A 14,224-nucleotide genomic window follows, 5' to 3' on the forward strand; every position below is an offset into this window, starting at 1 on the left:
AATGGGCCATCGGTGCGCCGATGGCCTGGTCTACGGAGGTGTGTGGATGCGGCTCGCGGTGATCCCAGGGGACGGGATCGGGCCCGAGGTGGTCTCCGAGGCGCTCAAGGTGCTCGGTGAGGTAGCACCGACGGCGGAGATCACGAACTACGACCTCGGTGCCTCGCGGTGGCACGCCACCGGGGAGCTGCTCCCGGAGTCGGTGCTCGGCGAGCTGCGCCAGCACGACGCGATCCTGCTCGGCGCGGTCGGCGACCCGACGGTGCCCAGCGGCATCCTCGAGCGCGGCCTGCTGCTGCGGCTGCGGTTCGAGCTGGACCACCACGTCAACCTGCGCCCCGCGCGGCTGTACCCGGGGGTGCGCGGCCCGCTGGCCGACCCCGGTGACGTCGACATGGTCGTGGTGCGCGAAGGCACCGAAGGCCCGTACGCGGGCAACGGTGGTCTGCTGCGCAAGGACACCGAACACGAGATCGCCACCGAGGTCAGCGTGAACACGGCCTTCGGCGTGCGGCGCGTGGTGGCCGACGCGTTCAACCGTGCCGAGGAGCGGCCGCGCAAGCACCTCACGCTCGTCCACAAGACCAACGTGCTGGAGCATGCGGGTTCGCTGTGGTCGCGGATCGTCGAGGAGGTGTCGCTGGAGCACCCGGAGGTCACCGTCGCGTACTCGCACGTGGACGCCGCGACCATCCACCTGGTCACCGACCCGTCGAGGTTCGACGTGATCGTCACCGACAACCTCTTCGGCGACATCATCACGGACCTGGCAGCCGCGGTCACCGGCGGCATCGGCCTCGCCGCGAGCGGGAACCTCGACATCACCCGCCGCAACCCGAGCATGTTCGAGCCGGTGCACGGCAGCGCCCCGGACATCGCAGGCCAGGGCCTGGCCGACCCGACCGCCGCAGTGCTGTCGGTGTCGCTCCTGATGGACCACGTTGGCCAGAAGGAAGCGGCGCGGCGCATCGAGGCCTCGGTGGCCTTCGACCTCGCCACGCGCGACCAGTCCTCGCCGGGCGCCACCCAGGCAATCGGCGACCGGCTCGCCGCGCTCGTCTCGTCGAACGTCCGCACGGCCGGCTGACCCCGGCTTTTCGAACCCCCGCCGCGGAAGACCGGTCGAAATCCGGCGCTGACCCGCAACGGTAGGCCTTCGCCCCAGCTTTTGGGACCCGAAGGCGAGCCCGACACCGGCGGGGGCTCGACCCCCTTTTCGACCTGTCCTTTCCCGTCGTGGTCTGCGGGAGACGACACCCCGCCGTTTTCCTCGACGCAGGCGGCTGCCGTCTTTTACCCCGCGGGCCCGGTACTTCGATTGGGTCTCCGCTGGTGTCGTCTTCCTCTCGCAAGCCCTCTGACCGATTTGGTGCACCTTCCGGTTTTGACGGTGGGGAGGTCGGTGGGTTGCCTTTCGACGGCGAGACTCGGGGTGGCTCTGGGGGCGAGGCTGAGTCGCCTTCGGTTGGTGAGGTTGGGGGTGCCGCCTCTAGGGGCGAGGGTGGGTCGCCTTCGGGTGACGAGATTCGGCGGGTCTCTGGCGGCGAGGATGGGTTGTCTCCGGGCGGCGAGACTCGGGGTGCCTCTGGCGGTAGCCGGAGTTCGCCATCCAGCGGCGGCGGTCGCATTTCGTCGTCCAGCGGCGACGCCCGCGGTGTTTCGCCTTTCATCGGCGATGGCGGTAATGGTTCGCCTCCTCCAGGCGAGGTCCTCGATGATTCGCCTTCCAGCGGCGAGGGCGAAGGCACTTCACCTTCGCGCGGCGAGTCCCAGTCCGACCGGAGAGCGTGGTCGTCAGGGGGCGAGTCCTCAGCCGGGAGGCAGTCGTCGTCGCCGGGTGGCGAACCTGGGGGCGAGTGGCGGACGTCGGCGGCGGGCGATGAACCCCGAGGTGGTCGTCAGGCGTCAGTGCCAGATGGCGAGCCCCAAGGTGGGCGGCGGGCGTCGCCGCTAGGTGGCGAGTCTCAAGGTGGGCGGCGGGCGTCGCCAGTAGTTGGCGAGCATCGAGGTGGGCGGCAGGCATCGCTGCCGGGTGGTGAGTCTCAAGGTGGGCGGCGGGCGTCCCCAGGTGGTGAAGTCCTGGTCGAGGGTGTTGCCGTTCAGCGGCGACGGCGTCTTGCACCGGTTCTTGCCGGGCTCGTGGTGGTGTTGGTCGGGTCTGTGGTGGTCGCCGTCGGGATTGGGACTGTTGCGGTGCCCGTCACTCATACGTGGGGGTTTCTCCGCGCCGGGCTGTTCGGCGGGACGATCGGTCCGGACGACGTGGCTCAGTATCGGATCATCTGGGACCTCCGGCTGCCCCGGGTTCTGCTTGCGGTGATCGTCGGCGCGGGGCTGGCGACCGTCGGGGTCGCGATTCAAGCGATGGTCCGCAACGCGCTTGCCGAGCCGTACGTCCTGGGTATCTCGTCCGGGGCGTCGGTCGGGGCGACTGCGGTCACGTTGTTCGGGGTTTTCGCCTCGTTTGGGATCTACGCCTTGTCAGTCGGTGCGTTCCTGGCTGCGCTCGGCGCGACGCTGATCGTCTACCTTGTCGCCCGTACGCGGCAAGGGCTTACCCCGCTGCGGTTGGTGCTCACCGGAACGACATTGTCGTACGGGTTTTTCGCCATCACCACCGTGGTCGTCTTCCAAGCGCCGAACGGGGAGGCCGCGCGGTCGGCGCTCTTCTGGCTTCTCGGCAGTCTCGCGGGCGCCAACTGGGGCACGCTGCCGATCGCCGCGATTGTGGTGTCCGCCGGTGTTCTCCTGTTGTGGGCACTCGCCGGGCGGCTCAATGCGCTTGCCATGGGCGACGAAGCGGCGACCACCCTCGGGGTCGACGTCGCGAAGTTGCGCGCCTTGCTGTTCATCGTCAGCGCGGCCATGACGGGAGTCCTGGTCGCGGTGAGTGGCGCGATCGGATTCGTCGGGCTGATCCTGCCGCATCTGGTCCGTCTCGTCGTCGGCGCCGATCACCGCCGGGTCCTGGCCGTTGCGCCGCTGGCCGGTGCGGTTTTCCTGGTGTGGGTGGACGTCGCGGCGCGCGTGCTCGCCGCGCCTGAGGAACTCCCGATCGGCGTGCTTACGGCAGCCGTTGGCGTCCCGGCGTTCTTGCTCCTCATGCGCCGGCGCGCGTACGTGTTCGGAGGCGCGTGAATGGACCTCTCACTGCACGGCATCAGCGTGACGGTCGCTGGCCGCAAGCTGATCGAAGACGTGACTCTCGAAGCCCGCCAAGGACAGTTCGTCGGACTGCTCGGGCCGAACGGCAGCGGAAAGTCGACAACTCTGCGCGCCGTCTGCCAAGTCCTCACGCCGTCGGCCGGCGCGGTGCTGGTCGACGGCCTTCCGGTTGCCGACATGGCCGCACGCAAAAGGGCGCGCGCGATCGCCGCGGTCGCGCAGGAATCGTCCGCGGAGTTCGACTTCACCGTGGCCGAGGTCGTGGCAATGGGCCGATTGCCACACCACGGCCTGCTGGATCGCATGACCGCGGCGGACCATCGGCTGTGCACGGCCGCGCTCGCCCAGGTCGGCCTCACGCACCTGGCGGACCGCGGCGTGCTCACGTTGTCCGGCGGCGAACGGCAACGGGCGCTCATCGCCCGCGCACTCGCCCAGCAGCCGCGGATCCTCGTGCTCGACGAACCGACGAACCACCTCGACATCCGGCACCAGCTCGAGGTTCTCGAACTCGTGCGCGTGAGCGGGCCGACGGTGCTGGCCGCACTCCACGACCTCAACCTGGCCGCCGCGATGTGCGACGTGGTGCACGTCCTTGACGACGGCCGCCTCGTGGCAGGCGGAACTCCCGCCGAGGTGCTCACTCCGGCATTGCTCGCCGAAGTGTTCGGGGTGCGTGCGCATGTGGTGCCGCATCCGGCTTCGGGGCGTCCGCAGTTGTTGTTCGACCGTCTCGAGTCCCAGGAGGACAGTCATGCGTAAGACAGTCGCGATGGTGCTGACAGCCACGCTCGTCGCCACCGGATGCGGTGCTCAAGTGTCCGAAAAGGACAGTGCAGCCGCACCGGCGGGATTCCCGGTGACCGTGACCAACTGCGGTACTCCATTGACCGTGGCGAAACCTCCTTCTCGAGTGGTGACGAACGACATCGGCATCACGGAGCTGATGTTCGCCTTGGGCCTGGGGGACCGGATGGCCGGCTACGTGGTCGACAAAGGACAGTCCGGTGGAGTGGCATCGTCGCCCTGGAAAGCCGAGTTCGACCGAGTTCCCAAGCTCGCGGAGAAGATCAACCGTGAGGTGGTGCAGGGAGCGGGTGCCGACCTCGTGTTCGCCGGCTGGAGTTACGGCTTCTCGGAGGGAACCGGTTTCACGCCGGACTCCCTCGCGAAGCTGGGCATCTCCAGCTACCTGCTCACCGAGGCGTGCCGCAATGGCAGTGGCAAGCAACGAGGCATCATGCGCCCGCTCGACGCGCTGTATACGGATATGCGCAATCTGGGCAAGATTTTCGGAGTAAGTGATCATGCAGAACGTTTGATCGAAGACTACCGCGCCCGGGTGGCCGCTGTCACGGACGCGGTGCCGGCCGGACGTCCCCGGCCCAAGGTTTTCCTCTACGACGACGGCCGTGACCAGCCGTTCACGTCCGGACGCAACGCCGGTCCGGACGAGATCATCACCAAATCGGGTGGCGCCAACATCTTCGCCGATCTCGACGACAGCTGGACCAGTGTCAGCTGGGAGGCCGTGATCGAGCGCGCGCCGGACGTGATCCTGATCAACGACTACGGCGGCGAGGTCGGGAGCGTGGCGGACAAGGAGAACTTCCTCCGCTCGCGGCCCGGCCTGCGCGACATCCCGGCGGTCAAGGAAGGACGGTTCTTCGCGCTGCCGTACGCGGCTTTGGTGGAGGGCCCGCGCAACGCGTCCGCGGTCGAAGAATTCGGCCGCTACCTGGCGAAACTGCCCGGCTGAGGGCTCCCAGAAGGTGGGAAGCTTCGCCCGGCGCTTGGAAGCCGGGCGAAGCTGTGGCATGATGATCGCATGACCGCGTTCTCGATCATTATTGCTGTGCGCGCCGGATAGAAGCTCCACAAGAGCTACCGGCGCGCAACCTCTCGCACCCATGCGGGAGGTTTTTTTGTTGCCTGTACCAGGTTCTGCCCCGCCACAAGGAGAACACCGTGACCCGCACGGAGCCCGCCGGCACACCGCTCGGTGATGCCTTCCACCTCTACGACACCACTTTGCGCGACGGCGCCCAGCGTGAGGGAATCACCTACTCCGTCACGGACAAGCTGGCCGTCGCGCGCCTGCTGGATGAGCTGGGTGTCGGGTTCATCGAAGGTGGCTGGCCGGGTGCGTTGCCGAAGGACACGGAGTTCTTCGCCCGGGCCGCGAAGGGGGAGCTGTCGCTCAAGCATGCCGCGCTCGTCGCGTTCGGGTCCACGCGCAAGGCGGGAACCACGGCCGAGCAGGATCCGCAGGTCCGCGCACTGCTCGACTCCGAAGCGCCGGTGATCACGCTGGTCGCCAAATCGGACCTTCGGCACATCGAGCGAGCGCTGCGGGTCGACGTCGACGAGGCGTGCGCGATGGTGCGTGACACGGTCGCGTTCCTCACCCGCGAAGGGCGACGCGTTTTCCTTGACGCAGAGCACTTCTTCGACGGTTACGCCTACTCACCCGAAACCTCGCTGCGGGTGCTCGACGCAGCGGCTGAGGCCGGCGCGGACGTCCTCGTGCTGTGTGACACCAACGGCGGCCAGCTGCCGCTCTGCCTTGCCGAAACCGTAAGCAAGATCAAGGAAAAGACCGGATTCCGGCTCGGAATCCATTGTCAGGACGATACTTCCTGTGCCGTGGCGAACTCCGTCGCCGCGGTCCAGGCCGGCGCGACGCACGTGCAGTGCACCGCGAACGGTTACGGGGAGCGGGCCGGCAACGCCGACCTGTTCGCCGTCACGGGAAACCTCGTGACCAAGCTCGGCATGGAGGTCCTCCCGACCGGAGGAGCCGCCGAGCTCACCCGCGTCTCCCATGCACTGGCCGAAATCGCCAATCTCGCACCCGACACCCACCAGGCTTACGTCGGGTCGTCCGCTTTCGCCCACAAGGCGGGGCTGCACGCGAGTGCGATCAAGGTGGATCCGTTGTTGTACAACCACATCGATCCGGCTTCTGTCGGCAATGGCATGCGGGTACTGGTCACGGAGATGGCCGGCAGGGCCAGCCTCGAGCTCAAGGGACGTGAACTCGGGGTCGACCTTGCCGGCCGGCCCGACGCACTGACGAACGCGGTGCGGAAGGTGAAGGAACTCGAGTCGGAAGGCTGGTCGTTCGAGGCCGCCGACGCCTCGCTGGGCCTGCTGCTGCGCCGTGAGGTCGTGGAGGTGTCCGGGGAGGAGCCGGTCGCGCCGCCGTTCGAGCTCGAGTCGTACCGGGTGGTGCTCGACCACCGGCCGGACGGGCAGGTCGTGTCCGAAGCGACCGTGAAGGTGCACGTCGCGGGAGCCCGGGTCATCGCGACGGCGGAAGGGAACGGCCCGGTGCACGCGCTCGACGCTGCACTGCGTGAGGCGCTGACGCCCCATCTGTCCTGGTTGGACAGTGTTGAGCTGGCTGATTACAAGGTGCGGATCCTGCCCTCCAATCCTGGTACCAACGCGGTCACGCGGGTGCTTCTCGAGATGAGTGACGGGGAACACGAATGGACCACGGTCGGGGTGCACGGCAGCATCGTCGAGGCCAGCTGGCTGGCGTTGTGTGATGCGTTGGTGCACAAGAATCTGACTGTCACGCCGGTGCCTGAGCAGGGGGTGGCCGCGGTGGGTGGGTGAGGTGGGCCGGTCGGTCGGCGGGCTGCGGCGGTTGGCGTGATTGGGGTTGGTCTGCTGGCTGGGTTGATGGTGCGCGGTCATCGTGGGGTGCCTGGCCGGGTTGATGTTGCGTGATGGTCTTGGTGTTGGCTGGCCGGGGTTGATGTCGCGCGACGGTCTTGGTGTCGGCTGACCAGGGTTTGGTGTTGCGCGATGGTCTTGATGTTGACTGGCCGCGACTGGTGTTGCACGACAGTTCTGGTGTCGGCTGGTTGGCTGACGCCGTGCGATGGTTCGTGTCGCGTGGGTTGACGTTGCGTCGTGTGCCTTGGTGCTGAGCCTTGTCCGTTGTGGTGCTTTGGTGGTCGTTGGGCTTCGGCGGTGGCTGCTTGCGTCGCGCACGGGTACTGGCTGCGCTGGGGCGGTGTTCATTGGGCATCGGGTCTGTCCCGCGGGATGGTGCGGTGTCGTCGATTGGGGGCGACGGGCGTGTCTCGCCGCGGAGCGAGTGGTCCGTTCGCGGCGCTGGTGGTGCGCCGGGTTCGGTGGCGTGATGGGTCTTTTCGCGCGGGTCTGGCGCGAGGGGGACTGTCGTGCGTGCTCGGGGTGCGCGGGTGACGGTGGGGGTACGTAGACTGGCGCTCGTGCGTCTAGCTCGTATTGCTCATCCCAGTGGTGTCGCGTTCGCTTCGATCGAGGGCGAGGGCGGTGACGCCCAGGTCCTGGAGATCGCGGAACACCCGTTCGGCCAGCCGAGCTTCACCGGTAAGCGCTGGCCGCTCGCCGATGTCCGGCTGCTTGCGCCGATCCTGCCGTCGAAGGTGATTGCCGTCGGCCGGAACTACGCGAAGCATGCGGCGGAGTTCGGCAACGAGGTGCCGTCCGCGCCGATGTTGTTCATCAAGCCGTCGACGACGGTCGTCGGGCCGAATGTGCCGATCCGCCGGCCGTCAGACGTCGGCCGGGTCGACTTCGAGGGTGAGCTCGCGATCGTGATCGGGCAGCCGGTGAAGAACGTGCCGGCGGCGCGCGCGGCGAGTGCGATCCTGGGGTACACGGTGGCGAACGACGTGAGCGCGCGTGACCTCCAGAAGTCCGACGGGCAGTGGGGCCGTGCGAAGGGCTTCGACACGTTCTGCCCGCTCGGACCATGGATCGAGACGTCGATCGATCCGTCCGACCTGGCGCTCCGCAGCGAAGTCGACGGTGAGGTACAGCAGGACGGCCGTACGTCGGATCTCGTGCACAAGGTGCCGGAGCTGGTCGAATTCGTGTCGCGCGTGATGACGCTCCTTCCCGGCGACGTGATCCTGACCGGAACGCCGGAAGGGGTCGGCCCGATCGTCGACGGGCAGTCGGTGTCCATCACGATCGAGGGCATCGGCACGCTGACGAATCCGGTGCAAGACATCTGAGTCGGAGTGGCCGTTGAGTGCTACGGGATCTCGCTCGGGGTGCGGTTTCGGTGTCGCCGTTGAGTGGCTACGCGGTCTTGCTTCGGCGGGCTCCGGTGTTGCCGCTCGGAGGCGACACCCTGGTCGGGGCGGGGTTTGGCGGTTCGGCCGTGGCTGGGTTCGGCGGGGTACGGAGTCGTTGCCGTGGGGCGGCGAATTGCTGGTGCGGGTGTCTGCCACCGGTGAAGCCGGCCGGGCGGTTGCGGCGAGTGTCGCCGCTGAGTGGCAACTGCCCATACGGACTGGCGGACGCGTGGTCGATTGGAACTGTTGTCGTTGAGTGGCCACAGAGCGACGGTGTTGCCGCTCGATGGCGAGGGGTCGACTGGCGGAGAGGCGTCAGCGGGTGGAGTTGCAGTCCGGTGGCGAAGGGCTCGCTGGTGAGGTTGCCGCTCGGTGGCGAGGGTCCGGCTGGCGAGGCTGCCGTCCGGTGGAGAGGGCTCGCTGGTGAGGTCGCCGCTCGGTGGCGAGGGTTCGGCTGGCGAGGCTGCCGCTCGGTGGCGACGGATCGCCGGTGGTGCATTGTCATCTCGGGGCGAGACGACAATGCACTGGGCACTGTTGTCGGTGATGCGAGGTGTTGCCTTTGAGTGGCGACGACGCTATCGGCCGGCTGGTTCCATCGGGCGGCGGGCGAACTGAGGTGCGGACTCGCGGCGGATGCCTACCCCCAGGAGAAACGTCGGGAGGTAGGAGAGTTTCGGGAAGCGCTGGAAGAGGGCGATCAGCTGGGTGGGGGGTCCGTCGGCGCGGCCGGACATCACCGGGCCGATCACGCGGCGGTGCAGCAGACGCTGTAGCCCTTGGACGGCAACGGTCGGTACGAGGCGACGGCGGCGGATGGCTGCGAGTTCCTTCACCGTCGGTTTGCCGCGAAGGAGCGGAGCGGCCAGTAGCCGCGCGGCGGCGACGGCATCCTGCACTGCGAGGTTGATTCCGACGCCGCCGATGGGCGACATCGCGTGGGCGGCGTCGCCGATGCAGAGCATGCCGTCGACGTGCCAGCGGCGCAGGCGGTTGAGGCGGACGTCGAGGTGCTTGACGTCGTCCATGGACTTCAGCTCGTGCACGCGATCGGCGAATTCCGGGCAGACCTCGACGACACCGCGGCGGAATTCTTCGATGCCCGTGGCGGTGAGGTTGTTGCCCTTCGCCGCGAGGTACGCGACCTGGTAGTAGCCCTTGCGTGGCAACGGCACGGCGAAGCGATGGTTGCGCATCCTCGGCGTGAGCATGCCATCGGACTCGTCAGCGGTCCGGGAGATGCGGAACCACCAGGTGTCGAACGGTGTGTAGTACTCGTGCGGGGTGAGACCGGCCGAGCGGCGGGCGAGTGACCATCGCCCGTCGGCGGCGATGACGAGGTTGGCGGTGAGTTCGCCTTCGGTGCCGTCGGGCGTGCGGTAGCGGATGCCGGTGACGCGGCGGCCGGAGCGGATGAGTCCGGTCATCTCGGTTTCCAGCCGCAGGGTGAAGGTCGGCTCCTTGAGTGCCGATTCGGCGAGCAGGTCGAGGAAGTCCCATTGCGGGACCATCGCGATGTAGGGACGCGGGACCTTCAGCAACGACATGTCGGCGATCTTCAGCAGGTCGCCGTCGGCCGTCGGCAGGCCCGCCGACGTCACCTCGGTGTGCGGCAGCGCGTCGAACTTCTCGCCCAGCCCGAGCTCGTCGAGCAGGGTGAGGGTGGACGGGTGGACCGTGTCGCCGCGGAAGTCGCGCAGGAAGTCGGCGTGCTTTTCCAGGACGGTGACCTCGACGCCGGCCCGCGCCAGAAGCAGACCCGCGACCATCCCGGCCGGTCCGCCGCCGACGATGACACACCCCGTGTGCTCGGTCATCTTCCTCATCTCCCCTTTTTCATCATGCGTTGAATAAGGTTGAGGATGCACCTCGGAGGGTGGTCGCGTCAAGTCGGACGGTGAGGGTTCTCTGGTCGGGAGGGGGTGGGGTTCTTGGGGTGTGGGCGGGACGGGGCTTGCGGGAGGGCTGGGGAAGGTGTGACCGGGGCGGGTGATCCGGCGGTTGTCGAGCGGGGTGAGGGGTGACCGAGCGGCAGGGGGAGCGGGCGACGTGGGTGTGGCGGGTGGCGAGGGGTGTGGAAGTGGGCGACGTGGGTGTGGCGGGTGGCGAGGGGTGTGGAAGTGGGCGACGTGGGTGTGGCGGGTGGCGAGGCGTGTGGGGAGTGGGCGACGCGGGTGCGGCGGGTGGCGAGGCGTGTGGGGAGTGGGCGACGCGGGTGCGCCGGGCGGCAAGGGTGGGGGGAGTGGCGAGGGGCGTGGGGCGGAGGGGCATGCGGTCGGTGACTGCGGCGGGGCCGGGGAGAGGGTGAGCGACGGCGTGGCGAGGCGGGCTCGGGAACGAGGCGAGTGGGATCCGGAGTGGTGAAATGCGGAGTGGTTCGAAGGGGACGGATGTGGTGTCCGAGTGAGGTGTGGGTGGGGAGTTTGCGGAATGGTGTGTGGTCTGTGTATGTCGATCTCGCAGTGAATGTGCGGAAGCTGTCTTCCGGGTGGGAAAGGCGAAGTGTGGTATTTCGGGGAAATAGCGGCCGGGTGGAAAAGTTCGGTGACGGAACTTGTGTCGGGTCGTGTTTTGGGGAGAGTGGGGCGGCGGGGTGGAAAAGGTTGGTGTGGAAGGTGTTTCCGCCGGGAGCGGGAGTAGGGAATTCGCGCGTTTGCCGGTGAGGGTCGGGGGAGGCGGCTTTCACCCGCTCGGACCTGTGGGATGGTGGTGAGCGTCACCGGTCGGACACTTTGTGCACCGGCAGTAGAGCCGGTCGGCCGTAACGGCTCAGCGGTAATCACCTTTTTGGCCGCGTTGCGAACGCGGCGAGTGCCCTAGCCTCACGGGGTGGATTTCGCCGCGGCCGCTCCGTCTCTCTCCCGACCCGCTCCGCCGGCTCCCGCCGGACGCGAACCGTGGGCGCCTCCCGAGCTGAGCCTCGTGTGCCTCGACATCGACGACACTTTGATCGACTGCACCGCCGCGATCCGCCGTACGCTGCATGCCTTGACCGGCCGGGACGATCTCTGGCCGTTGTGGGACTTGATCACCGAGGAACACGTCGCGCTGGTTGTCGCGGGTGACCTCGGGTACGACGTGATGCATCACCGCCGCACCGGATGTTTCCTCGCCGAGCTCGGGATTCTTGCCGATTCCGTGCAGGTGAGCGCGTTCGAGGCACGTCGGCGCGACATTCTCGCTCGGTCGTGGCGGCTCTTCGACGACGTGCTCCCGTGCCTCGACTGGCTGCGCGCCGCCGGGCTGCAGATCGCCGCGGTGACGAACGCCTCAGGTGCGCACCAGCGGCGGAAGATCGCCGAGCTCGGGCTCGCGCCGTTCTTCGATCACGTTGCCATTGCCGGGGAAATCGGGGTGGCGAAGCCCGATCCGGTGATGTTCCACTCGGTGTGCCTCGCGTTGGATTGCCCGCCGGAGAGGGCGGTGCACGTCGGCGACAAGCTCGACACCGACGCCATCGGCGCGTTCGGGGCCGGCCTCGGCGCGGTGTGGCTCGACCGTGACAGCACCGCGCGGACCGGTGAACGTGCACCCGAAGGGGTACACACGGTGACCGGTCTCGACGAGTTGCCTGAGCTGCTGGTTTCGGAATACGCAACGGTCGGCGTGCCGGCACCGCGCAGGGCGGGGACCCCCGCTGCGGAGCTCCGGGGTGGCGTGTTCTAGTATTTCTCCTTGTGCGGTGCTGGTCCGGCTGAGCTGGGAACGCGCCTCACTGGGGTATGGTGTAATTGGCAGCACGACTGGTTCTGGTCCAGTTAGTCTAGGTTCGAGTCCTGGTACCCCAGCTGCGCAGTGAGACCCACTTCGGGAGCGGGAAATCGGCTCTGGTAAGTTCTCTCTCGCAAGAAACGCCCCGGAAACGGGGAAGTCCCTAAGCCCCCGTCGTCTAGCGGCCTAGGACGCCGGCCTCTCACGCCGGTAGCGTGGGTTCGAATCCCATCGGGGGTACTTACAGCCCGGTTGATCTTGGTGATCAGCCGGGCTTTGTCGTGCGTGCGGTCGAGTGGGGCTGATTACGGTGGGTGATCGGCGGCTTGGGGGTTGTGGGGCGGTGTAGCCCGGGGGCGCGGGTGGTTTGGTGCTCGGGTGCGCGGTGGTGGGCGGCTTGGGGTCGGGGCGCGCGGTGGTGGGCGGCTTGGGGCCGGATGGGTTTGCCGTCGGGCTGGGTGCCGGTGATGGGTGGGCCGGGGTTGCGCGGTCGGGCGTAGGTCTGTGGTCGGGGCCGTTCGGTCGGAGTGTGGGTCGGTGGCTGGGGTTGCGCGGTCGGGTGTGGGGTCGGTTGCTGGGCTGCCTCGCCGGCGGTACGCGGCTGGGTTGGTCGGCGGGTGGCTGGAGGTCGCCGGGCTGCGCGGGCGGTCGCTGATTGGGATTGCTTGGTTGTGGCGACGGCGACGGTTGGGGTCGTCTGATTGCGTTTGGTCGTTGGGCGTGGGACGTCGCTTGGGCGGTCGTCTGCAGGAGGTCGCTTGGACCGTCGGCGGCAGGAGGTCGCTTGGACGGTCGGCGCTAGGCGGCAGGAGTTCGCTTGGCTGGGCGGTGGCGAGGGGCGTCGCGCGTGGTGGTGACGTGCCGTCTGGACGAGGGGGTCGGGTGGGTGTCTCGGTGGTGCCGAAGGTGACTGTCGTCGATTGGCCTTGGTTTTCGTTGATATGCGGGTGGAGTTCGGCTTCGTGGGGGCGAAGGTATCGGCCTCGGTGGGTAGTTGTCAGGTGGCGGGCCCGGGTTGTGCGCTGATCAGGGCTTGGGACGTTCCCGTGCCTGAGGTGGGGCTGTAGCCGGGTCTCTGACTGTTTCCAGTTGTGACGCAGGGCGTTGGTCGAGGCGAACGGTCTGCGGAGGCGCGGGAGCAATCTGGTGAAGGGGTTGTAAGACGGGCGGGATGGGGCCGGTGGGGGGTGCTGATCGGGTTGATGGTGCGGGCGTTGCTGGATCCCGAGTGGGCGTCGGCGGGGGTGGAGGTGCGGGCTGGGATCGGGGAGTTGGCGGTCGAGTTGTGAGGGGGACGTGCCTTGGAGAGTGCGGGGTGGGGCGTTGGTGGTCGGGCGGTTTGCGAGTGGGTGCGGCGAGGTTGGGAGTGGGAAGGGTGTAGACGGAGTGGTGCATGAGGGGGGTGAGGCTTGGGTGTGGAAGGGCGGGTAGGCGGAGCGGACCACGGAGTAGAGGGGTGGGGAATGGGCGGTGCGTTGACAAGGTCGTGGCAGCACACCCGGGACGCGTTGGGGTGACGAGAAACAGCGTTCTCGAGTGGGTGCGCGTCGGGTCGTGGGGTGGGGGAGAGCGTTGGGTGGATCTGTTGTGGGGCAAGGGTTTCGTGGGGACGACCTGCTGGAGTGCGGTCAGGCCCAGACTGCGGTGGCGGGGGTTCCTGCTGGGGGTTCGCCTCCTGCTTCGGCGAAGGCGGTGAGGACGGCTACCAGGCCGTGGCGGGCGGTCTGGGGCATTTTTTCCACTATGGTGGCGATTTCGTGACGTCGGCGGTTGGTGACGAGGCGGACGATCCGGGCGCCTTCGGGGGTGAGTTCGACGACGACCTCGCGCCGGGACGATGGGTTGCCCTGTCGTGCGACTGTGTTCACGGCGACCAGGCGGTCGATCATCCGGCTGGCGGTCGACGGGGTTACGCCCAGGAGTTCGGCGAGGGTGGCCTGTTTGAGCGGGCCGCGGGAGTGCAGGATCACGAGCAGCCGGAACTGCGGCACGGTGATGAGGTCGCCGGCGGCTGCGATCGACCGGGCCGATACGGCGACCAGTAGCCGGGACGCGGTGAGCACGGCTTCGGTGACGGCGTCGACGTCGTCGGGGACGTCGGCGCGTGCGGGGGTCGGCACGCGGGTCATGGGGATCAGTGTGCCGTATGGGCCGGAAGATCGGTGCGCGTCTACGGGAGTGCTGGGGCGAATCGGGTGAACCGGGCGGGGTGGGTGGATATCGGTTTGCCGGGCGGGTTTCCGGGGGCGGATCGGAGTGGCGGGGAG

The 14,224-nt window shown here is 68.0% G+C and carries 9 protein-coding genes, 2 tRNA genes and 1 riboswitch; of the genes, 9 read left to right on the plus strand and 2 right to left on the minus strand.

Features of this window, described 5'->3' with window-relative positions; all coding sequences use genetic code 11:
• Nucleotides 1–46 precede the first annotated feature (46 nt).
• The 6 genes from OO71_RS23430 to OO71_RS23455 all read left to right on the plus strand — a co-directional run bounded on the left by OO71_RS23430 (nucleotide 47) and on the right by OO71_RS23455 (nucleotide 8,183).
• Nucleotides 47–1,087, plus strand: a complete 1,041-nt coding sequence (locus OO71_RS23430) for a 3-isopropylmalate dehydrogenase (RefSeq protein ID WP_033292000.1) — start codon at nucleotides 47–49, stop codon at nucleotides 1,085–1,087.
• 1 nt (nucleotide 1,088) lies between these two features.
• Nucleotides 1,089–1,216: riboswitch (cobalamin riboswitch) on the plus strand.
• A 944-nt stretch (nucleotides 1,217–2,160) separates the two neighbouring features.
• Nucleotides 2,161–3,138, plus strand: a complete 978-nt coding sequence (locus tag OO71_RS23435) for a FecCD family ABC transporter permease (RefSeq protein ID WP_425388697.1) — start codon at nucleotides 2,161–2,163, stop codon at nucleotides 3,136–3,138.
• The gene (locus OO71_RS23440) at nucleotides 3,139–3,927 is read left to right on the plus strand and encodes an ABC transporter ATP-binding protein (protein ID WP_033292001.1); all 789 of its coding nucleotides are present in this window, start codon (nucleotides 3,139–3,141) and stop codon (nucleotides 3,925–3,927) included.
• The gene (locus tag OO71_RS23445; RefSeq protein ID WP_033292002.1) at nucleotides 3,920–4,924 is read left to right on the plus strand and encodes an ABC transporter substrate-binding protein; all 1,005 of its coding nucleotides are present in this window, start codon (nucleotides 3,920–3,922) and stop codon (nucleotides 4,922–4,924) included. Before OO71_RS23440 ends, OO71_RS23445 begins: the two co-directional genes overlap by 8 nt.
• Nucleotides 4,925–5,133: 209 nt before the next feature.
• The gene (cimA, locus tag OO71_RS23450; RefSeq protein ID WP_033292003.1) at nucleotides 5,134–6,789 is read left to right on the plus strand and encodes a citramalate synthase; all 1,656 of its coding nucleotides are present in this window, start codon (nucleotides 5,134–5,136) and stop codon (nucleotides 6,787–6,789) included.
• Nucleotides 6,790–7,412: 623 nt separating this feature from the next.
• Nucleotides 7,413–8,183 carry a fumarylacetoacetate hydrolase family protein gene (locus tag OO71_RS23455; RefSeq protein WP_033292004.1) on the plus strand — a complete coding sequence of 257 codons (771 nt, stop codon included), beginning with the start codon at nucleotides 7,413–7,415 and terminating at the stop codon, nucleotides 8,181–8,183.
• Between the two features lie 641 nt (nucleotides 8,184–8,824).
• On the opposite strand, the gene OO71_RS23460 is transcribed toward OO71_RS23455, so the two are convergent.
• On the minus strand, nucleotides 8,825–10,063 hold the full coding sequence (locus OO71_RS23460) for an FAD-dependent oxidoreductase (RefSeq protein WP_033292005.1): 1,239 nt from the start codon (nucleotides 10,061–10,063) through the stop codon (nucleotides 8,825–8,827).
• Nucleotides 10,064–11,168: 1,105 nt separating this feature from the next.
• Here OO71_RS23460 and OO71_RS23465 point away from each other — a divergent pair.
• From OO71_RS23465 to OO71_RS23475, 3 genes are all read left to right on the plus strand, one after another.
• A complete protein-coding gene (locus OO71_RS23465) occupies nucleotides 11,169–11,912 on the plus strand; it encodes an HAD family hydrolase (RefSeq protein ID WP_033292006.1) in 744 nt (247 codons plus the stop codon).
• A 50-nt stretch (nucleotides 11,913–11,962) separates the two neighbouring features.
• Nucleotides 11,963–12,034, plus strand: a tRNA-Gln gene (locus tag OO71_RS23470).
• Nucleotides 12,035–12,124: 90 nt separating this feature from the next.
• Nucleotides 12,125–12,197, plus strand: a tRNA-Glu gene (locus tag OO71_RS23475).
• A gap of 1,388 nt (nucleotides 12,198–13,585) precedes the next feature.
• On the opposite strand, the gene OO71_RS23480 is transcribed toward OO71_RS23475, so the two are convergent.
• The gene (locus OO71_RS23480) at nucleotides 13,586–14,086 is read right to left on the minus strand and encodes a MarR family winged helix-turn-helix transcriptional regulator (protein ID WP_051791995.1); all 501 of its coding nucleotides are present in this window, start codon (nucleotides 14,084–14,086) and stop codon (nucleotides 13,586–13,588) included.
• Between the last annotated feature and the right edge of the window lie 138 nt (nucleotides 14,087–14,224).

This window comes from Amycolatopsis jejuensis, from assembly GCF_000717335.1.
GTDB lineage: Bacteria > Actinomycetota > Actinomycetes > Mycobacteriales > Pseudonocardiaceae > Amycolatopsis > Amycolatopsis jejuensis.